Source organism: Allobacillus sp. SKP2-8 (assembly GCF_007559355.1).
In the GTDB taxonomy this organism is placed as follows: domain Bacteria; phylum Bacillota; class Bacilli; order Bacillales; family Alkalibacillaceae; genus Allobacillus; species Allobacillus halotolerans.
The window spans coordinates 201836-222150 of sequence record NZ_VMHF01000001.1 but is presented as its reverse complement, the minus strand read 5'-3'; the positions used below and the strand labels follow the sequence as shown (position 1 = coordinate 222150).

The following is a 20315-nucleotide window of genomic DNA, read 5'->3' as shown; positions in this document are numbered from 1 at the left end:
ATCTCTACTAGCTTTGATAGATTAAGATTATTATAAATTAAAAGATAATTTTTGTCGATTATAAATTATTTCACCTGATGTTCGGCAAGAATTTCATTCAGCTTTATCTGAAGCTGTTCTAGTGATGAGATGACTTCTTTACTTTCAAAAATCAATTGTTTGTGTTTCCGTTCTAAATCGATATTCGCCAAGATCTCATCCATCAACGCATCTTTAGTTGTGTGTAACTTCTTCACAAAGGAAGTGTGCAATGTATCGTTAAATTGTTTAATGACATCTGTTTTCTTGTTACCGATCCACCGAGTGATTTCTTCGAACAGTTCGCTCCGCGTGTTTTCTTCAAAAAAGTCCTTTTTATTTTTAAAGTATTTTAAGAAGTGTTTTTGTTCATCATCCGTCATTTGGAACGAGAAAGCTGGCAGCTCTGTCCCCGTATAATCCTCTGTTTCAAAAAATAGCTTTTCTTGTGGAAAGCTTTCTTCAATGAATTCATTGAATTCATCAATCAGTTGATTTTTGATTCGATTCATTTGATCATCCAATAATAAATCAATCTCATACCATTCTTTTGAGAGCTTGTGTTGAATGGATTGGACGGTTTGTTGTAATGCATTCGCAAGCTCTTCTTTTCCTTTTTTGCCGTTTGATTGGATAACTGCTGGATTGATCGTTGCCTTCAGCCATTCAATTGACTGAATATCGATTCGTTCTGCTAAATAGTGTGTCAATTCAGTTGCTTCTTGCGTGAGCTGATTTTCTAATACACCAACATCAAAACTGCGTAGTTTCGTTTCAAGTTTGTTTCTTTCTTCTAGCTCTTTCGACAGTTTTTCTTGTTTTTCTTCTTCGTTCAAGCTCGCTTCATGGATCGTTCCTGCAATAAATTGTTCTAAATGATTCAGCTCTCCAATCAGGTTTTGAAAGACAATTCCTTTCGCGCCTAAGTCCATGAATTGATAAAACACGGTTTGAAGCTGATCTAACTGTTTGATAGCGAGATCTGCTGGTTGTTCAGTCAAAAGCTCTTTACTGGAGATAGGAAAAATCGCTGGCTGGCGGATTCCGTATTGTTTTAGCTGTGCTTGCAAATAACCTTTCACATCATCTAATTCTTGGTCGGAATCAGCTAAATCGGCGGCATTTAAGACAAAGAACATTTTTCCAGCGGTTATGGTTTCGCTCAGTCTACCTAATTGTCTTAAAAATTCACGGTCAGCACGTGAAAAAGCATGGTTATAATAATTTACATATAAAATAACATCGGCTTGCTTAATGTATTGAAGTGAAACGTTCGTATGTCGTGCATGGATCGAATCAGCTCCAGGCGTGTCCACAAGAGTGATCCCTTCTTGTGTTAACGCACAATCATAAAAAATTTCTACTTCGTTGACGAAACAAGAAATGTGTTCTTTCGTCACATAGTCCGAAAACGTATTCAATGTCTCTACTTTTGTTTGACTGAGCCATGTCTTAGCTTGTTGAATTCCTTGCAAAAATGCATCAATAAAGGAAGCTTCCGTCCGTTCGAAGTAAGCTCTTAATGTATTCCATTCTTTTTTTAAGTATTTTGTAATTTCTGGAATGCTAGTGAATTTCTTTCGTGTATATGGTTCAAGAATTAACTGTAATTGCTCTTGAAGCATTTCATCCGATTTAAACCGTACGATAACTTTTCCATGCTCATTTTCTTCCGATACAGGTCTAATTTTATTGATTGCAGCGGTTGTCGGATTTGGTGAAACCGGCAATAATGGATTCCCGAGCAATACATTGGCGAACGATGATTTACCTGCACTGAAAGCTCCGAATAATGCAACCGTATACTCTTTTTCTTGAACTTGCTTATAGCGAGCTTTTAATTTAGTCGTCAGTTGGTCAACGATCGGTAATTGTTCAGCTTGACGGATGACTAATTCAGCATCCGATTCAATCTGTGTGTAATCTAATGATTGATCCGAGATTTCTTTCATAAAAGGGTCAGCATTTGTGATTGATTCATCTTTTTCTTTTTCATCTGCTGCTTGAATCAGTTGCTCAAGACTCTTCTTTTTTCGTTGAATTGACTTATCTTGCCAAGAACGTTCTATTTCCTGATTGATTTGCTGTGCATCTGCAGGATTAAACATTTGATTTCGCAATCGATGGATGACTTGTTTGATTTCTTCAGCGAAGTCTTGGTTGGTCTCTGACCGAATCGCTTCTTCTTCTTTGACAAGCTCATCTAATTGACGCTTTAATTCGATGGACTTTTTATCGCTAATGGCTTCGATTAGCGGATAGATTTCTTGGATCAACTTCGATTGAATGGATTGATGTAATGATTTTGTATAAATCAATACATAATCACCAGTCACCTGAGCAGAAGGATTTACGTTGTTTTGTATTAATTCTTTATCTGCTTGAAAAGAGACCGTTTGAACTTGTTGTAAAAGTTCTTTTTCATTGGTCATTTCTCGAACATGCTCTTCTAAATGAGAACGCACAGCCCAAACCATTTCCGATTGAATTCGGCTATTTAATTGTTGGAGGAAATTAGTCATTCGTTCTTGTTTTGCTGCCTCTGTTTTTTTCTTGGTAAAAAGACTACCAACTTTAAAATTTTGTTGTTGTGAAGTTAAAAATTCCTTTGCCAACTCACGTGTTTCAAAGGTCATTAAATACGCATTGGATAAAATGGCACCCAATTCTTGCTGAAGCGATTGTTTAACAGAGCCAATTTTTTGCTGAATGTTTTCTTTTTGTTCTTCAATCAACTCTAGCCGGTTCAACAATTGCTCTTGACCTGTATTGCCTGTTTGGTCGCTCTCCCATTTTTCAATAACCAAGTCCAGTTCCCGTTTGATTTTTGAATCCAATTGATTCGGTAGCTCTTCCATCCGTTTTTGTAAAGTTTTTTTGAACAAATTGAATTGGTTCAATGGGGAATCTGAATCCTTCAATGAGGTGAAAAACATAGCATCTGGATATAAGTCCCATTCTTCATAACTGACGCGTAAACGTTGTTTATAAGAATCAAACAGCAATTCTTTCTCACGATGCTTATCAATTTGGTTAATGACAATGATGAATGGAACTTCTCGTCGCTGTAATTCTTTTAGAAATCGAAAATTGACCTCAGATAAAACGTGATTATAATCCATAACGTAAACAAATAAATCAATTAAATGGATTTGATTTAACGTACGATCAAATTCTGCATCGTCTGAAGAGTCAATTCCCGGTGTGTCCATTATCGTTACTTGATGATGCAAAAAATCGTTTTGCTTATAGATTTGAACTGCTTGCACGACTTCCCCATTTTTAGAAAGTTGCTTTATTCGTTGCTCATCAACATGGTCGTCTTCTGTATAACTGCCATCGTTTAATTGATAAATCGCTTTATCTTTCCCTGCCCTGATCTCTACAATATTCGCACTCGTAGGAATTGGACTGGAAGGTAAAATCGTTTCACCTAACAACGCATTGATCATTGAAGATTTACCGGCTGAAAAATGGCCAGTAAACCCAATGGTCACTTCTTTTTTTTGCCACTTTTCATATAAGTCGATCACTTTATCACTGAGTTGATGGTGGTCACTTTTTGATAATAAATTCATCAATGGATCGAAGTTAATCCAATTCGGTTTATTCTTTACTTGCTTGCTCATTTTCTCGATCTCCCTAGTCTTGTAGTATTTCTACATTGATTTCAGCATTCAATCATGAACGATTTGGTTCTTACCTTTCTCTTTAGCAAGACGTAAATGGTTAGTTGCTCGGTTCAGAAGTTCTTCCTTCGACTCGTCTTTTCTATGGAAAGCTATGCCGTAACTGAGTGTAATCCATTCATCCTCAAGCTCTATAATGGAATCCAAGTTCGTGTTGAAGTCATTGTTCCAGAAAGTAATTGCTTTCTGGATCTCATGCAAATCAGTTGAAAATGCAAGCACGGCGAAGTCTTCGCCGCGATAGCGAAAACAATAACCGTCATTACGTGATATGGAATTCCTAAGTGTATGACCCAATGCTGTAAGGACATGGTCGCCAATGATATAACCATATTTCTGATTGATTTCATTAAAGTCATCAATATCCATTAACACAAGAGCGAATTTCCGTTCGTTCTGCACGAGTTTTTCAGTCGTATTGTGAAAAGATCTGTGATTATACAAACCTGTTAATGGATCTTTAACAACAGCGTCATCAAAATAACGGATTTCAAGTGGTTCAGGTTTCCGTTGTTTTGTAACGATGAATAACGAAATACCCACTAATAAGAGAAAAGTCATATAAAAACCATACACCCATAGATGCCATTCGTCAGTATATTGTTCTTGAAAAACCCATATACCTGTGTACCCTATGGAGATGAATGCAAATATGATTATGAAGCCAACGAGACGCCAATAAATGAGTCCGTGGATGATGACGAGCAATAAAAAAGGAGCAAACAGACTGTTGACGCCACCGGTGATGAAAATTAACCATAAAATGGCGACCAGGTCCATGCCAATTGATATAAGAGCAAAAACACGATAATACTGATGAAATAACGGTTTAATCCACAAAATGATTTGAATGACTACGGTGTAAATGAAGGCGAATCCAATAAAGTATAAAAATAGATCTTCGTGAGTTTTTAGGTAGTCCAGATAAGTTGAAAAATAAACAAGAAAAACCACTCCGATAAAAATCAACCAACGGACAATTGAAAAATAGTGCTCTGATTTTCGAAAATTATCTGTGTAGATCATATGGATTCCCCTATATATGTTTTGTCGAAAATTTCTTGCAGAATTTATACACTAAAAAGAGGCTGAATAAACATCCAGCCTCTTACTTTGGTTCATTGGCTTACTATTCTTGGAAGAACCTTCTGTTTAACTCGATGTATTCAGTTTCTTCCGCAGGAACCTCATCCTCATGATAAATGGCTTCAACTGGGCAAACTGCTTCACAAGCCCCACAGTCGATACAAATATCAGGATCTATATAGAACATGTCCTTACCTTCTTCAATACAATCTACAGGACATACTTCGACGCATTCACCCGCTTTTTCATCTTTACACGGTGATGTAATGACAAATGCCACAATAATTCCTCCTTATTCATGTATATCTTTATCCTATCATTATTTTAAACAACCACCAAGCAGAAATAAACCCTCTCCCATGAAAATTATATGTACTTTTCGCCAAACTTGCAACAGTCCTACATCGGTTGCATATTCTATACCAGTTCATTGGCTATTTATAAACCTGTCTTTTCACGGCAAAAACTCATGCTAATACGCTTCACAGCTAAACAGTCTACCATCATTCGATCAGACATTTGGAGGGATAAGCTTTGGAAATTATTGTTCAACCGGGAATGACGTTTTACGATCTTTCTCGGACGTTCGGCATTTCATTGGATCTATTATTGAAATCCAATCGTTTCTTGGAACCCGATCAGTTGATTCCAGGCCAAGTTATAAAAATACCTGGTTATGAAACGGTTTCTCATCGGATTCAATCGGGTGATACGCTTTATCAATTAGGGACGACTTACGATGTACCTATAGAGCAATTATTACTGATTAACCAAGTTGAACCGACAAGGCTTGAAATCGGCCAAACGTTGGAAATACCTCGAATAACAGAACAACGAATCACGAATGTACGTAAGCCATATACGTCCGAACGCGTGGAAGATGAATTGATGTTACTTATCTCTCGCTATCCTTTTATGGAACTTCGAACAATTGGAGAATCCGTCTTGGGAAAACCAATTTATGAGCTGCATATCGGGACAGGAGATAAGCTCGTTCATATAAATGGTTCATTCCATGCGAATGAGTCGATTACGACGAATGTTATTATGGCTTTTATAGAGAATTATGCATATTCAATGGTTAATCAAGATCCCATTCGTGGAATTGATATGAGTTCATTTTTTAGAGAGGTTCGGCTTTCAGTTGTTCCCTTAGTCAATCCCGATAGTGTTGATTTAGTGAATGGACAATTACCGAGCGATCAGGAAATTCGTGAACAGGTAATTGAAATCAATAACGGTAGCACAGATTTTCGCTCGTGGAAGGCGAATATCAGAGGGGTCGATTTGAATAATCAATATCCTGCAGGGTGGACGATTGAGCAACAAAGAAAACCCAAAACACCCCAACCACGTAATTTCCCTGGGTTTGGCCCGTTGACGGAACCAGAAGCATTGGCTTTATATAATCTTGCATTTGAAGAGCAATTTGACCGCGTTCTAGCACTTCATACACAAGGTGAGGTTATTTATTGGGGATATGAGGGTCTTGAACCACCTGAAGCGGAACAGATTGCATTGGAGTATCAACAAGTCAGTTCATATACACCGATCCGTTATGTCGACAGTCATGCAGGCTATAAAGATTGGTTTATTCAAGAGTTCCGAAGACCAGGCTTCACTATTGAATTAGGTAAAGGTGTGAACCCACTCCCAATTAGTCAGTTTGATGTTCTTTATGAAGAAATGTTGGGTATTTTCCTGGCCAATTATTATATTTAAACACAAAAAAGAGAGTACACCTCTCAATGACTATAGTAAAGGTGTAACTCTCTTTAATCATTTTAAAAAGAACAATTATGAAATTGACTCTACTTTATAATACTTATTCTTCAAAATAGTTTTTGTAGAATCCGCCCATTTTACCGGTATCATCAATCACAAAATAAAATTCTTCCGTTTCATTCTTCACTTGATAAGTCTTTCCGACTGTAAGACAGTCTGTGACGGTGAACTTTTCTGCATCCGTATTGACACACTTAATTTCTTTTAATGTTTTATTTTCATTCCATGTTTTATGAATCATCGACTACTCCACCTTTTAATCAAACGTATGATTAATTCTTAGATTTTACTCAAATAATTGCTTGTACTTCCCGTAACCTTCTTTTTCTAAGTCCTCTTTTGGGATGAATCGCAGTGCTGCAGAATTGATGCAATATCTCATGCCACCTTGATCTTGTGGTCCGTCATTGAATACGTGGCCAAGATGTGAATCAGCATGTCCACTACGAACTTCCACTCTCCGCATACCGAATGATGTATCGAGTTCTTCGTTCAATGGAGCAATTGGTTTAGTGAAGCTTGGCCACCCGCAATTCGCATCATACTTCTCATTTGAAGAGAATAGTGGTTCTCCACTCACGATGTCTACATAAATCCCTTCTTCTTCATGATCCCAATATTCGTTTTGGTAGGGTGGTTCAGTGCCATTTTCTTGTGTGACAATATATTGCATTTCATTCAGACGATTGCGAAGGTCCTCTTTATCTTGGTCTTTCCAAGTGTTTTCAATAAATTGCTTTCTTCCTGATCCTTTTTTATACAGTTGGTAATGAAAAGAATTTTTTTTGTAATAATCTTGGTGTTCTTCTTCAGCTTCATAGAACGTTTCTGCCGGACGAATTTCTACAACAATGGGTTGGTCGAATTTATTGCTCTCCTCCATTTTCTGTTTCGATTGTTCGGCTAATTGCTTTTGTTCATCATCATGGTAAAAAATAGCTGGTTTATAGGACTCCCCGCGGTCGGCAAACTGACCCTCTGCATCAGTTGGATCAATTTGTTGCCAATAAATCTCCAACAACTCATCATAAGGAAAAATGTTTGGATTGTATGTGATTTGTACTGCTTCCAGGTGACCTGTCGTTTCCGAACATACCTCTTGATAGGTAGGATTTTCAACAGATCCACCTGTATAGCCAGAAACAATCTTCTCTATTCCTGGTCTTCGGTCAAATGGTTCGACCATACACCAGAAGCATCCTCCCGCGAATGTTGCTTTTTTTAATTGTTGTTCCATAATAAGCTCCTTTCTGAATGGCTAAATATATAGTTTAGGTCCTGGTATTCCATCAATTTCGTTTTTATGATCGGTTGTATCTTGTTGTTTCTGTAGCTGCTTATCACCAGAATCAGCTGCTTGAATCGAGCCTTCATCCTCTTGGTCTTCGGTAAGTGACTCTTCTTCCTGATTCTCTGACTCTTCAGTTAACATGATTTTAGCCATATCAATCAACATCGGTGCGTTTTTTATTAGTGGTGCGTATTGTTTCCAAATGGGCAAAACTTGCTGAACAACCTGTAAACCTTTATGGACTTTCGTAATTGAATTTACGAGACTACTCGTTTGTGAATACGGTGCTAAGCCTGCATTGGGTGGCATGGCGTATGGTGGTACATCCTGTGCCTTCGCAGGTAAGTAATTGAGTACCTGTTGCAAAAATGGTGGCTTCTGTGCCGGCGGCTGTTGATAAAAATTAAAAGGATACATAAAGAAAACCTCCTCATAGACTACTACTTATAGTCTACGAATAGGACAGCTATCACGTATGGGCGATTTTACGATATTCTCCAATCAATTGGATTTTTACCTTTCTCGATTAAGTACTGATTCGTTTTCGAGAACGGTTTGCTGCCAAAGAAGCCCCTATATGCGGATAGAGGGCTTGGATGTGCAGAGTGGATGACCAGATGTTTGAATGGATTAATGGTTTGCCCTTTTTTTAGTGCATGTTTTCCCCAAAGAATAAACACCACATTTTCTTTTTGCTTACTAATTTTCTCAATGACATGATCTGTAAACTGCTCCCAGCCTAGATTTTGGTGAGAGAATGCCTCACCATCTCGCACGGTCAAAACTGAATTCAGTAACAGAACACCTTGGTTTGCCCAACCGGTTAAGTCGCCATGTTTTGGTTCGCTTATTTGCATATCGTCACTTAATTCTTTAAAAATGTTCCGTAATGATGGTGGAATCGTCTGTCCTTTTGCGACAGAGAAACTTAATCCGTTTGCTTGATTAACGCCGTGATAAGGATCTTGTCCGATAATGACCACTTTCGTTTGGTTAAAAGGTGTTTCATTGAATGCACGGAATAAATCCTGTTTAGCTGGAAAAACGGTTTCTTTCTCATATGCATGCTGCACTGCCTGTATTAATTGTTGAAAATAAGGCTGTTTAAATTCATTCGCTAATTCTTCGTTCCAATCGGTAATTATTTGCATAGTATTTCCCCTTATTATTTCCTGGGAAAGCGCAGGAAACGTAGACATTCGACATGATTATGAAAGGATTATGTCATTAATTGACGCTATATAGTGAAATTAATTGATATTGGCAAATGGTAAGACCTTTAGAAAATGATAATTTAGCAACTTTTGCAGTGCCAATTTGGTCTGAATCAAGTGACCGCTGGATATCAATTGGTTCTTCCATCGGAAATATATGGTATCCATCAAAAATTATTTCAAATAAATCGTTTTCCTCAGAGATTCGACGTTCCTGACCTTCCGTAACGATCTTCCATTGCATCACAAAGTGATTGGACATCCTTTCACCTCTCCTCTGTTCCTTACTATTATCCTAGACGATAGACAGGTTAAGTTTCAAGATATTTGTCATGAACATTCTCAATTTGTGCTATAGACAAAGGAAAGCTGCACTCAACTAGTCAAATCTATGACTCTGAGTACAGCTTTCGGTTAGTCATTTTCGTAATTTAAGTATTCCGTCCATAATTCATCGAATATGGATAATGCCTCCGGAAAAGGACTATTGAATTCAAGGTAATCTGTCAGCTCGGCATAACTGGTTGTTTGTTTTGGAAAGTCATGTTCTTGAAACATCCAGTCAGCGAGCCTTTTTTTATTATTATGTCGATCTCGAATACCTCGATAGCTCATGGCAAAATGATAAAAACTTCTCAATTAAACTCACCTACATTATTCATCAGTATCTGTATACAATGATTTCAAGTGTCTCATTCTTCTTCGGTAAACGATACCAGACATAAAGATTGCTATTTCATATAACAAAATTAACGGTCCAGCAACGAGTAATTGTAATACGAAGTCTGGAGGAGATAACATCGCTCCTAGAATAACAAGAATTAAATAAGCGTACTTTCTTGTTTTCTTCATTACCTTTGGATCCAAAATACCTAAACTCGTTAGAAACATTGCAATTAATGGAACTTCGAAAAAGAACGCAAAAGGAATGGTTGTTTGCATGATGAATTTAAAATAATTTCTGGCTGTGTACATTTCTTGTACAACACCCTCACTTAAATCCAAAAGAAAATGTAAAATTAAGTCTTTAATGAAAAAGAAGCCAAAACCAAGACCCAATACAAACAACAAAAACATTGCGGGAATGTATAACAAACTCACTTTCCGTTCCTTTTTCGTTAATCCTGGGCTGATGAATAGCCACAATTGTAATCCTAGAAATGGCAAGGTAATGATCAATCCTGCCATCGTGGCAATCATAATGTAGACCCAAATAATTTCAAAAGGGCTCAAAATTGTCAGCTGGAAAGGTACATCGCCTTCAACGTAAAAGTAGATATCTTTTGCGAAATAAAATCCAAGTCCAAAAAAGACAATAAATACACCTAGAGAAATGAACAATCTTTTTCTTAACTCACCTAGGTGACCTGTCCAATGCATATCTTCTGGAATTGTTTGTGTGTTTTTTGCCATATCTTTCACCCTTCTAACGACAAAGCTTACTCTTTTGAACGAATAAAACAAGTATTAAGAATAAAAGAAGATGTAAGGGAGTCCTTACACCTTTCAGTTCCCAACGTATTTATTGATCTTTTTGATTCGTATCTTTTTGATCTTTTGAAGAGGAGTCATCATTCACTAAATCGTTTGTTGCTTTTTTAAATTCTTTCAACGTGCTACCAAAGGCCTTTCCGACTTCAGGAAGCTTAGAAGGTCCGAATACCAACAATGCAACAATTAGAATCAAAATCAAGCCAGGAATACCAATTCCTCCAAGTGACATAAAAATGCACCTCACGATAATAAGTTAGTTTATTTCAATGAACTTAACGATTATTTTCCTTTTCATCTTCTTTTTCACTTTTTGATGAATTTTTGAATTCTTTGAACGTTTGTCCAAATGCTTTACCTAATTCGGGCAGTTTTTTTGGCCCGAATAAAACAAGTAAAATTAATAGAATTAATATTAATCCTGGAATTCCTACATGCACGGCTCACACCTGCCATTTCTTCATCTGTTACCTTCTTATTTTCACCGATTTGGAGAAATATTGCAAACATAAGGTTCATTTGTTGTAAAATATTCACGTTTTATCTCGTTCGTAAACATAAAATACATGCTCATATTTATTTTTCTCATCCACAATACCTTTTTGACTGGATACTTCCTCCCATTGACTCCAATTGACTTCAGGAAAATAAGTGTCCCCTTCAAATGTTTCATGAATTTTTGTGACATACATTCGGTCGACAAAATCAATCGCTTTTTCAAATAGTTGCGAACCACCGATGATGATGATTTCATCATAAGATTTAAAGCGATCTAGCTCGTCCCATGAATGAATGACGGTACAACCTTCCTGCTCATATTTTTCATCTCTGGTCATGATAATATTCTCTCTATTCGGCAAGGGCCTTCCAATGGATTCAAACGTTTTCCGTCCCATTACGATGGGTTTACCTGTAGTCACTTTTTTAAAATATTTTAGGTCATTCGGTAGATGCCAAGGCATTCCGTTCTGATGACCGATGACTTGATTTTCATCAAATGCAACCATTAACGAATACATGCTGTCATCACTCCTTAAACCGCAACAGGTGCTTTAATTGGTGGGTGCGGATGATAGTTCTCGATCTGAATATCTTCCACATTAAAATCGAAAATATGTTGTTTGTCTTTATTCAGTGTTAATGTTGGCCCCGTTTTAGGTGTTCGGGAAAGTAACGTGTTTATTTGCTCAAAATGATTATGGTAAATATGAGCGTCCCCAATCGTATGGATAAACTCACCGACTTCAAGTTGACATTCATGGGCGACAAGATGAGTCAATAAAGCATAACTTGCAATATTGAATGGAATACCAAGGAAAACATCACCACTTCTTTGGTAAAGCTGACAGGAAAGTTTCCCGTTTTCTACATAGAATTGGAATAATGTGTGGCAGGGTGGTAAAGCCATTGATGGAACATCTACCGGGTTCCATGCAGAAACAATTAACCTTCTTGACGAAGGATTTTGTTTAATTTGTTCAATGACTTGTTTTAGCTGGTCAACCGTTTCATCGGCTGGTCCACGCCAATCTCGCCACTGTTTTCCATATACATTTCCCAGTTCGCCAAAACGATTGGCGAACTCATCGTCAGTAAGAATATTTTCTTTAAAAATCGCTAATTGCTTTTCGTATTGCTTTTTAAATTCAGGATCTTTTTGTGATCGAATACCAAAATCGGTCATGTCAGGCCCGTCATATTCTTCACTTTCCACCCAAGATTTAAAAGCCCACTCGTTCCAAATATTGTTGTTGTGCTCCAATAAATAACGAATATTTGTATCACCTTTGATGAACCAGAGTAATTCACTGACGATTAATCGGAGAGGCACTTTTTTTGTTGTCAATAATGGAAAGTTTTCATTTAAATCAAATCGCATTTGATAACCAAAGATCGACCTTGTTCCTGTTTTCGTTCGATCATCTCGGTCAGAGCCATTTTCCATTACTTGCTTGCATAAATCTAAATAAGCGTGTTCATTTTTATTCACCACTTATGCCTCCCTATCTGTTTCTTATTCATATTGTACCTAATTTTCAGCGATTATGACAATCATATAACAAATAGTCTTAATCCGAATAATTAATCATGCCCACTCATAAAAGTTTTAATATCAAAGTGCAAAGGGTGATGAAAAGATGTTACGCAAAAAAAGAGGAAGACCAATGTTGTTGGGAACCGTTGCAGGTAGTTTGGCCATCAGTTCACCCCTCATCCTTCATGTACCCGTTGACGCTCAAACAAAAGAACAAATATCAGAGCTTAAACAATTGAAGTATGGAGACCATGAACAAGCGGTTGTTGAACTACAACGAAAATTAAAGGTACTTAGACATTATCAAGGTGAGTATACACCCAATTACAATATCCTAACTGAACACGCTGTGAAGAGTTTTCAATCAGAACACTCACTAGAAGTCAGCGGTGCAGTGAACGATGAAACCATTATTGCCTTGGAAGATGAAATGGAACAACATTACCATGAATCGATTCGTCGTTATGCTGAAAAATTAACATATGGTGAACAATCCAATCGGGTCAAAAATGTTCAACGCGCGCTAAGCTACTTTGGCTATTACGATTTTGCGATTGACGGGATTGCTGGTGTAAAAACAAAAAACGCATTGGAAAGCTATGGAGATATTGAAGGATTCGACCTGGCTTTGGACACATTGAAGACACCTGAACCGACTGTCCAGCAAGTGCAGTCTTCCAATAGTCCGACCAACCGTTCACAAGTAACACAATCGCAATCAGCGTCAACGAAACCTAAAGAACAATCCGTTACGAAGACTAAAACAACAAGCAAAGCGAGCCACGCATCGGTTATGAAAACAGCTCAATCTCATATTGGAACACCTTATGTTTGGGGTGGAGAAACGCCTACTGGATTCGATTGTAGTGGATTCTTACAATATGTATATAATCAGCATGGCATTTCGCTGCCAAGAACAGTGAGTTCCATTTGGAATTCGACAAAATCGGTGGATCAACCAAGTATCGGTGATTTAGTGTTTTTTGAAACCTACCGCTCAGGTCCTTCTCACGCCGGTATTTATCTTGGTAATGGCAAGTTTATTCATGCGGGTGCGTCAACGGGTGTGACCATTAGTCATTTAGATAATAACTACTGGAAGTCACGATATATCGGTGCAAAATCCGTCCGTTAACATTAAAAAGGATCATCGATTCTCTGGGTGAATCGGATGATCCTTTTTTGTGTATACTATTCTTGCTCAATTCTTTTTGTTCTGCTGGTTCACTGGCTAAGATGTTATTGCTTGACGCTAAACTGACTATTCAGTATACTGAAAGTGCAATAAAGATGTGAAGGATTTGGTCTTTTTTGGCAAGTAATTGATGGATTTCAGATGGTGAATCATTGATCTTGCAAACGAACTAGTCACTTTACATGTTATTGTGAATATCACACACCATCAGGTGAAAGTTTTTAGGAGGATTTATTTAAATGGAAAACGGCGTAGTAAAATGGTTTAATGCTGAAAAGGGCTATGGATTCATTCAAGTTGAAGGTGGAGACGATGTATTCGTACACTACTCTGCAATTCAAGAAGAAGGATTCAAAACATTAGATGAAGGTCAAGAAGTTGAATTTGAAATTGTGGAAGGCGACCGCGGACCACAAGCAGCTAATGTAAACAAAAAATAATAAACAAAAAATATACCCTGGCCAAGCCTATCGTAGGTTTGGCCAGTTTTCTTTTTGATAAACACACATAAAATTTTCAATCAGCTATTGTTTATTTTCTAATTCTTTATTATGCTTATAGTTGTTTTAAACGCAGTTCGCAAAATCCTGCGTAATCAAAACTAAGGAGTGGTTTGAATGTCAAACGAAGTATTATGGTTAATTTTTGCATTGATCAATTTCTTATTGGTCATTTTTATCTATCGTATTTTTGGGAAAAATGGTTTGATTGTTTGGATTGGGATGTCCACCGTACTCGCAAATATGCAGGTGTTGAAAACAGTAGAATTATTTGGGGTGACGGCGACGTTAGGGAATATCGTTTATGGAACGATTTTTCTCGCAACAGACATCATCAACGAAAAATACGGTAAAGAAGAAGCACGAAAAGCAGTGTGGTTAGGCTTTTACACGTTGATTACGATGACTATTGTCATGCAATTTGCCTTGCTATTTCAACCGCATGAATCAGATGTTGCCCATGAAGCACTTTCGGATATTTTCAGTCTTGTTCCGCAAGTGGCGGTTGGTAGTTTGCTGGCATATATCATCAGTCAGAACATTGATGTCGTTATATTTGCGAAATTAAAGAGCAAATTTGCCGGAACGAAATTTTTATGGATACGTAATAACTTAAGTACTATGATCAGTCAGTTGATTGATACGACGATCTTCTCAGTTATAGCATTTTGGCATTTCCTAACGACGGATATGAGTGTGTGGCTTTCCATTTTCCTTTCAACTTATGTCATCAAATTTCTCGTATCAGCACTGGACACACCGTTTATGTATATGGCCAAGAAAATCCATAAATCATAATTGAATTCCCCTGTTAAAGTAATCAACGTTAATACTTAACAGAACCATAAAAAAAGGATGCTACAAGTCTTATGGACACGTAGACATCCTTTTTTTTACATTCACTTCACCTATTTTTTGGTTTCTACGGGATTCTGGTCATTCGAAATCCAGTCACTGAAACTTCCCGGGTATAGCTTCACATTCTCGTAGCCTGCTTGCAATAAGGCTAAGACATTCGGTGTTGCCGTTACACCAGAGCCACAATAAACAATCACTTCCTTATTCCGGTCGATTTCTTGAAAATGTTTATTAATTTCTGGCTGGCTTTTCAACTGTCCATCTTCAAAAAGTTGTGACCAATCATAATTCACAGCACCTGGTATATGCCCTGCTTTGTGGTCGATTGGTTCAACTTTTCCTTTGTATCTTTCCGCGTTTCGTGAATCAATTAAGATCACATCTTCGTTTGTTACCTTTTGTTTCACTTCTTCTTGATTGGCCATTAGCTTTTCGTTCACTTGAAATTCTCCGTACTGAATAGGTGTTTTTTCAACTGAACCTTTTTCTGTAGGGAAATCACGATGCTTCCATGCTGGAAAACCACCATTTAATATAGCAATATTTGAATGCCCAATTGCCATGAGCATCCAATACATTCTAGAAGCGAACGCATGATGATCATCATAAACAATGACTTCTGTATTCCGGTCAATTCCTCGATCGCCTAGTTTTTGAGCAAATGCTTGCCAATCTGGAAGCGGATGCCTACCACCAATTCGATGTTCATGCACAGGGTCACTGAGATCACTGTCTAAGTTGAAATAGACGGCACCAGGTATATGGGCGGAACGATAATCCATTTCCCCTTTCGATGTGTCTTGTAAATCGAAGCGGCAATCCACAAACTGTACGTTCGAATCTTTCCATTTTTGATAAGCCTCATCTACTGAAATAAACATTAAACCTCTCCCCTTCCCTCGTTATATTTTTCTAAAGCTCTATTTTCCATCGGAATTCGTTTGGACATTAGCACGATGTGTAAAATGGGGAATATAATTGCTGACCAATAGGCATGAAACAATAAAGAAATTACGATGAATTCTAGGAACACAATCCAATAATTTGGATGTCTTACAAAACGAAAAAGTCCTCTATTCACTAACCTTGCGCCTGGTAGCACAATGATTTTCGTGTTCCAAAATCGCCCCATAGTGTGGAGCAACCAAAAACGCAAGAGTTGTAGCACGACAAAGCTAATCAACCATATGGCAGATAAAGTAGCTTGTAGTTGATGGTTAAAATAGGCTTCAATCAACAACGCCAAGAAAAATATTGTGTGCACCCAAACAATCCAATGATAATAAGGATCTTGGATTTCGATTGCTCCTCGGGCTTTCTGATATTTTTCATTCGATTTGGCCAGACGTAATTCATAAAGCCGTTGTAAGATAAGATAAAACCAGATGCCAAGATAAATCATTCGCTACGCTCCATTAATAGCATCTCTGATGAAAATCCTGGCCCTAAAGCAGTCACTAAGTGTTTTCCTTCTTTTTTAGACGTTTCTTCATTCAAAAATGCCTCTAAGACAAAAAGTACGGTCGCTGATGACATGTTCCCGAATTGCCGTAAAACGATTGAGGACAGGTGGGCATCTTGATGGGGATAGAGTAATTCTTCTATATTTTTAAGTATTTTTTTACCGCCAGGATGAGCGATTAACTGATTGATTTCACTTAAATCTATGCTGTTATTTGCAAGGAAATCATTCAAGTGATTTTTCCAAAAAGTATGGACGAGTTCAGGTATTTCGCGAGAAAAGATGACGTGGAACCCATCATCTTTTACATCCCATCCCATAAGATCCATGGAATTTTTCTTAATTCGTGAACTGGATGCGGTCAATTGAAAACTCGGACCATTTTCATTTGATGGATGGTCCGTTCCCAACAGCAATACAGCCCCTGCCCCATCTGAAAATAAGGCTGTACCGACAATATCCTTAGGTGTTAGGTCATCCGGATGAAAGGCGACACTCGCCAATTCGGTAGCAACGAGTAAAACAGATTTCGTTGGATGCGCTTTCAAGTAATCATACGCACGAGCCAGACCACTGGCGCCACCTGCACAACCTAGGCCAAATAAAGGCATGCGTATAATCCGGTCGTTCAAATCTAACCGGTTGATGAGTTGGGCGTCCAAGGTTGGCGTTAATACCCCGGTGCTATTGACGGTGATGATGGCATCAATATCCGGTACCTGCACTTCATGTTGATTGTTGAGGCATTTTTTAACAGCCTCACAAGCCAGTTGAACGCCATGTTCTTCATATAACTTGTTCCGTTCTTGAAACGATCTTTGTTTCTGAAAAAAAGAAGGATGAACAACAAAATGGCGTTTGCTGATATCCGCTTGGTCAAACACACTCAAAAAGCGTTGTAATCGACGATCAGACACAAAAGAACTGATGAATTTTTTTGCGTCTTCTTGTGTTAATTGCTGTTCAGGAACAGCTGTACCAACCGAATGAATCATCGCCATATAGATGTTCCTCCTTCAAATTCAGGTCTAATTTAAGAAAGAGAAATTCCATAAATATCCGAATACTTACTCGTCAGGTATTCGACAAGATATTGATGGTTTAACCCTTCACCTGTTACATCGTGCAATAAATCGAGAGGTTCTTTCATGCTGCCATGTTGGTGAATGTGCTGATTTAACCATTCTTTAATCTTTCCTAGTTCGTTTTGTTCAATTGCTTGTTCGATATTGATTTCTTTTTCAAGTGTATGTTTAAACTGAGCGCCATACATATAGCCCAGTGCATAAGAAGGAAAATAACCAAAGTCTCCGCCAGCCCAATGAATATCCTGTAACACGCCTTGACGGTCTGATGGTGGCTGGATGCCTAAGTATGTTTCCATTTTGTCATTCCAAATTTCAGGTAAATCTTTTACCTTTAAATCGCCGTTCAATAAGCCTTTTTCAATTTCATAGCGTAGCATGATATGCAGTGCATAGGTCATTTCGTCAGCTTCAATTCGAATAAACGACGGTTTCACTTCATTGATCGCTCGGTAAAAATCCTCTGTTGCAAGATCTTTAAACGATTCAGGTGCATAGTTTAAGAATGTAGGATAATTCGTATCCCAAAATGTTTTGCTTCTACCAATGAAGTTTTCCCAAAATAATGATTGTGATTCATGTATTCCCATTGAAGTGGCAGAACAAACCGGTAACCCATAGAGCTTAGGATCGAATCCTTGTTCATACAAGGCGTGTCCACCTTCATGAATCGTTCCGAAAACTGCTGTTCGGAAATCTTTTTCATCATAATTCGTGGTAACTCGAACGTCTTGTGGATTGATTTCAATTGCAAAAGGATGAACGGTTTCATCTAGCCTACCTGCTTCAAAATCGTATCCCATTTGATCTAGCACATATAAGGCAAATGCCTCTTGCTTCTCTTTTGGAAATTGAACGGTAATTTGATCGATTTTTGGTTTGATCGGTGATGCTTTTACCTGTTCGATCATACGAGATAAATCTTTTTGCAACTTAGGAAATACACCGTCTAACGTATCGACAGTCATGCCCGGCTCATAATGCTTTAAATGCGCATTGTAAATATGTCCTTCGTATCCCCAGTAATTCGCAAACCGAATATTATAATCGACGATCTTTTCTAAATAAGGTTGAAACATGGAATAATCATTTTTGTCCTTTGCTTCCTGCCAAACCGATTCGGATTCAGAAGTTAACTGAACAAACGCTTTGAACTCTTCAACTGGAATTTTATGATGAAACTCGTATTCACGTTGCACTAATTCAATCGAGCGACGAATATATGGATTTTCTGATGATTGTAGCTCATCAATGAATTCTTTCATCCGGTCAGATGTCTGTAATTGATGGAGTCTCTCAGATAAATAAGATAATGTTTCGGAACGTTGTTTGATGCCTTTTCTCGGTGCTTTTGTCCGAAGATCCCAAGCAATTAAACTACTTGCTTCTCTGTAGTGTGAAATCGTTTTATATTCTTCTAGAAATAGCTGTTCACTTTTTGTTAATTTCATTGCTGGAGCACCTGCTTCCTACTTTGGTTTTCTTCCGAAATATTGATAATAGTCCGTTCGAATAAATCCATTGAATAACTTTCTTTTCTTTGTGGCTTTTTTGCCATAAAGTTGTTCAAAATTTTCGTTCGAGGTTAGTATATATACACTCCATGTCGGATAGTCTTTCATAATACTTCCTAAGGATTGATACATTTTCTCGACATCTTTCTTTTCACCAATCCGATCCCCATAAGGCGGATTTCCAATCAAGTAGCCACCTTCAGTCCTAGGTTTGAAATCCTCGACACGCATTTGTTTAAACTGGATGAGATCTCCAAGTCCGGCTTCTAAAGCGTTCTGTTTTGAAATTTGAATCGCTTTTGGATCTAAATCACTGCCGTGAATATCAAGAGGTTGATCATAATTGGCTAAGTCCTCAGCTTCTTCCAGCGCCCGATCCCAAATATCCTGTGGAAGTGTATTCCACTCTTCAGCCGCGAAGCTACGATTGAATCCAGGGGCGATATTTTGACCGATTAAAGCGGCTTCAATTGGAATCGTTCCAGAACCGGCGAATGGATCGACAAATGTCCGGTCCGGTCGCCAATTAGTCAACTGAATTAAAGCAGCTGCCAATGTTTCTTTCAGGGGTGCTTCCACTTGGTCAATCCGGTAGCCTCTTTTATGCAATCCTGCTCCGGAAGCATCCAGTGATAAAGTGACTTGGTCTTTTAATATGGAAACTTCAACTTTGTACCGAGGTCCCGTTTCTGGCAACGCAGTATAAATTTTCTTTCGCTCTTGAATTTTTTTCACAATTGCTTTTTTGACAATACGTTGACTATCCGGTACCGAATAGAGTTTCGATTTATGTGATTTACCTACGACATGAATAAAACCTTCTTCTTCAATCCATTCGTGCCATGGAAGCTCAAATGTCTGGTCAAATAGTTCTTCAAACGAAAAAGCGGAAAATTGCCCTATCATAATTTTAATTCGATCAGCGGTTCGCAACCAAATATTCGTTCGGGCGATCCCTGCTAAATCGGATTCAAATATGACACGACCATTTTCCGTTTGAATGTTTTCATAACCTAGTTGTTTAATTTCTTCTTTGACAAGACCTTCGAGCCCCATTGCTGCTGTAGCAATCAATGTTACGTTGTCTTTCAA

General features: G+C 37.9%; 23 protein-coding genes. 4 read left to right on the top strand and 19 right to left on the bottom strand.

Annotation, left to right across the window (positions count from 1 at the left end):
• Positions 1 to 65 precede the first annotated feature (65 nt).
• From FPQ10_RS01180 to FPQ10_RS01170, 3 genes are all read right to left on the bottom strand, one after another.
• Complete coding sequence (locus FPQ10_RS01180; RefSeq protein WP_144158996.1) at positions 66 to 3647, bottom strand: dynamin family protein; 3582 nt, start codon at positions 3645 to 3647, stop codon at positions 66 to 68.
• Between the two features lie 48 nt (positions 3648 to 3695).
• A complete protein-coding gene (locus FPQ10_RS01175) occupies positions 3696 to 4733 on the bottom strand; it encodes a GGDEF domain-containing protein (protein ID WP_144158993.1) in 1038 nt (345 codons plus the stop codon).
• Positions 4734 to 4836: 103 nt separating this feature from the next.
• Entirely contained in the window at positions 4837 to 5073 is a 237-nt protein-coding gene (locus tag FPQ10_RS01170; protein WP_144158990.1) for a ferredoxin family protein, read from the bottom strand.
• A 254-nt stretch (positions 5074 to 5327) separates the two neighbouring features.
• Between FPQ10_RS01170 and FPQ10_RS01165 the strand changes: the two genes are divergently transcribed.
• Positions 5328 to 6515: a M14 family metallopeptidase gene (locus FPQ10_RS01165; RefSeq protein WP_144158987.1), complete on the top strand. Its 1188-nt coding sequence runs from the start codon at positions 5328 to 5330 to the stop codon at positions 6513 to 6515.
• A gap of 103 nt (positions 6516 to 6618) precedes the next feature.
• Here the strand turns inward: FPQ10_RS01165 and FPQ10_RS01160 are convergent, their stop codons facing one another.
• The 11 genes from FPQ10_RS01160 to FPQ10_RS01110 all read right to left on the bottom strand — a co-directional run bounded on the left by FPQ10_RS01160 (position 6619) and on the right by FPQ10_RS01110 (position 12564).
• Complete coding sequence (locus FPQ10_RS01160; protein ID WP_144158984.1) at positions 6619 to 6819, bottom strand: DUF6501 family protein; 201 nt, start codon at positions 6817 to 6819, stop codon at positions 6619 to 6621.
• Between the two features lie 45 nt (positions 6820 to 6864).
• A complete protein-coding gene (gene msrA / locus FPQ10_RS01155; RefSeq protein WP_144158980.1) occupies positions 6865 to 7815 on the bottom strand; it encodes a peptide-methionine (S)-S-oxide reductase MsrA in 951 nt (316 codons plus the stop codon).
• 21 nt (positions 7816 to 7836) lie between these two features.
• Positions 7837 to 8286: a VrrA/YqfQ family protein gene (vrrA, locus tag FPQ10_RS01150; RefSeq protein WP_144158977.1), complete on the bottom strand. Its 450-nt coding sequence runs from the start codon at positions 8284 to 8286 to the stop codon at positions 7837 to 7839.
• A gap of 68 nt (positions 8287 to 8354) precedes the next feature.
• Positions 8355 to 9020 (bottom strand): uracil-DNA glycosylase, encoded by a 666-nt coding sequence (locus FPQ10_RS01145; protein WP_144158974.1) that lies wholly within the window; start codon positions 9018 to 9020, stop codon positions 8355 to 8357.
• A 76-nt stretch (positions 9021 to 9096) separates the two neighbouring features.
• A complete protein-coding gene (locus FPQ10_RS01140; RefSeq protein WP_144158971.1) occupies positions 9097 to 9345 on the bottom strand; it encodes a DUF2584 family protein in 249 nt (82 codons plus the stop codon).
• A 152-nt stretch (positions 9346 to 9497) separates the two neighbouring features.
• Positions 9498 to 9722, bottom strand: a complete 225-nt coding sequence (locus FPQ10_RS01135) for a YozE family protein (RefSeq protein ID WP_144158969.1) — start codon at positions 9720 to 9722, stop codon at positions 9498 to 9500.
• 15 nt (positions 9723 to 9737) lie between these two features.
• On the bottom strand, positions 9738 to 10496 hold the full coding sequence (tatC, locus tag FPQ10_RS01130; RefSeq protein ID WP_144158966.1) for a twin-arginine translocase subunit TatC: 759 nt from the start codon (positions 10494 to 10496) through the stop codon (positions 9738 to 9740).
• 109 nt (positions 10497 to 10605) lie between these two features.
• Positions 10606 to 10806 (bottom strand): twin-arginine translocase TatA/TatE family subunit, encoded by a 201-nt coding sequence (gene tatA, locus FPQ10_RS01125; RefSeq protein ID WP_144158964.1) that lies wholly within the window; start codon positions 10804 to 10806, stop codon positions 10606 to 10608.
• Between the two features lie 43 nt (positions 10807 to 10849).
• The gene (gene tatA / locus FPQ10_RS01120; RefSeq protein WP_144158961.1) at positions 10850 to 11014 is read right to left on the bottom strand and encodes a twin-arginine translocase TatA/TatE family subunit; all 165 of its coding nucleotides are present in this window, start codon (positions 11012 to 11014) and stop codon (positions 10850 to 10852) included.
• 93 nt (positions 11015 to 11107) lie between these two features.
• Positions 11108 to 11593: a dihydrofolate reductase gene (locus FPQ10_RS01115; protein ID WP_144158958.1), complete on the bottom strand. Its 486-nt coding sequence runs from the start codon at positions 11591 to 11593 to the stop codon at positions 11108 to 11110.
• Positions 11594 to 11607: 14 nt separating this feature from the next.
• Entirely contained in the window at positions 11608 to 12564 is a 957-nt protein-coding gene (locus FPQ10_RS01110; protein ID WP_144158955.1) for a thymidylate synthase, read from the bottom strand.
• A 148-nt stretch (positions 12565 to 12712) separates the two neighbouring features.
• Between FPQ10_RS01110 and FPQ10_RS01105 the strand changes: the two genes are divergently transcribed.
• From FPQ10_RS01105 to FPQ10_RS01095, 3 genes are all read left to right on the top strand, one after another.
• Complete coding sequence (locus FPQ10_RS01105; RefSeq protein ID WP_144158952.1) at positions 12713 to 13744, top strand: C40 family peptidase; 1032 nt, start codon at positions 12713 to 12715, stop codon at positions 13742 to 13744.
• 299 nt (positions 13745 to 14043) lie between these two features.
• Positions 14044 to 14244: a cold-shock protein gene (locus FPQ10_RS01100; RefSeq protein WP_144158949.1), complete on the top strand. Its 201-nt coding sequence runs from the start codon at positions 14044 to 14046 to the stop codon at positions 14242 to 14244.
• 177 nt (positions 14245 to 14421) lie between these two features.
• A complete protein-coding gene (locus FPQ10_RS01095) occupies positions 14422 to 15102 on the top strand; it encodes a queuosine precursor transporter (protein ID WP_144158946.1) in 681 nt (226 codons plus the stop codon).
• Between the two features lie 110 nt (positions 15103 to 15212).
• On the opposite strand, the gene FPQ10_RS01090 is transcribed toward FPQ10_RS01095, so the two are convergent.
• Genes FPQ10_RS01090 through FPQ10_RS01070 form a run of 5 tightly spaced genes read right to left on the bottom strand, consistent with a single transcriptional unit; the run spans position 15213 to position 20315 of the window.
• A complete protein-coding gene (locus tag FPQ10_RS01090; protein ID WP_144158943.1) occupies positions 15213 to 16043 on the bottom strand; it encodes a sulfurtransferase in 831 nt (276 codons plus the stop codon).
• Complete coding sequence (locus FPQ10_RS01085) at positions 16043 to 16564, bottom strand: isoprenylcysteine carboxyl methyltransferase family protein (protein ID WP_246569023.1); 522 nt, start codon at positions 16562 to 16564, stop codon at positions 16043 to 16045. Before FPQ10_RS01085 ends, FPQ10_RS01090 begins: the two co-directional genes overlap by 1 nt.
• A complete protein-coding gene (locus FPQ10_RS01080; protein WP_144158940.1) occupies positions 16561 to 17625 on the bottom strand; it encodes a type III polyketide synthase in 1065 nt (354 codons plus the stop codon). The genes FPQ10_RS01085 and FPQ10_RS01080 overlap by 4 nt, the downstream gene beginning before the upstream one ends.
• Positions 17626 to 17657: 32 nt before the next feature.
• On the bottom strand, positions 17658 to 19160 hold the full coding sequence (locus tag FPQ10_RS01075) for a carboxypeptidase M32 (protein WP_144158937.1): 1503 nt from the start codon (positions 19158 to 19160) through the stop codon (positions 17658 to 17660).
• A gap of 18 nt (positions 19161 to 19178) precedes the next feature.
• Complete coding sequence (locus tag FPQ10_RS01070) at positions 19179 to 20315, bottom strand: THUMP domain-containing class I SAM-dependent RNA methyltransferase (protein ID WP_246569025.1); 1137 nt, start codon at positions 20313 to 20315, stop codon at positions 19179 to 19181.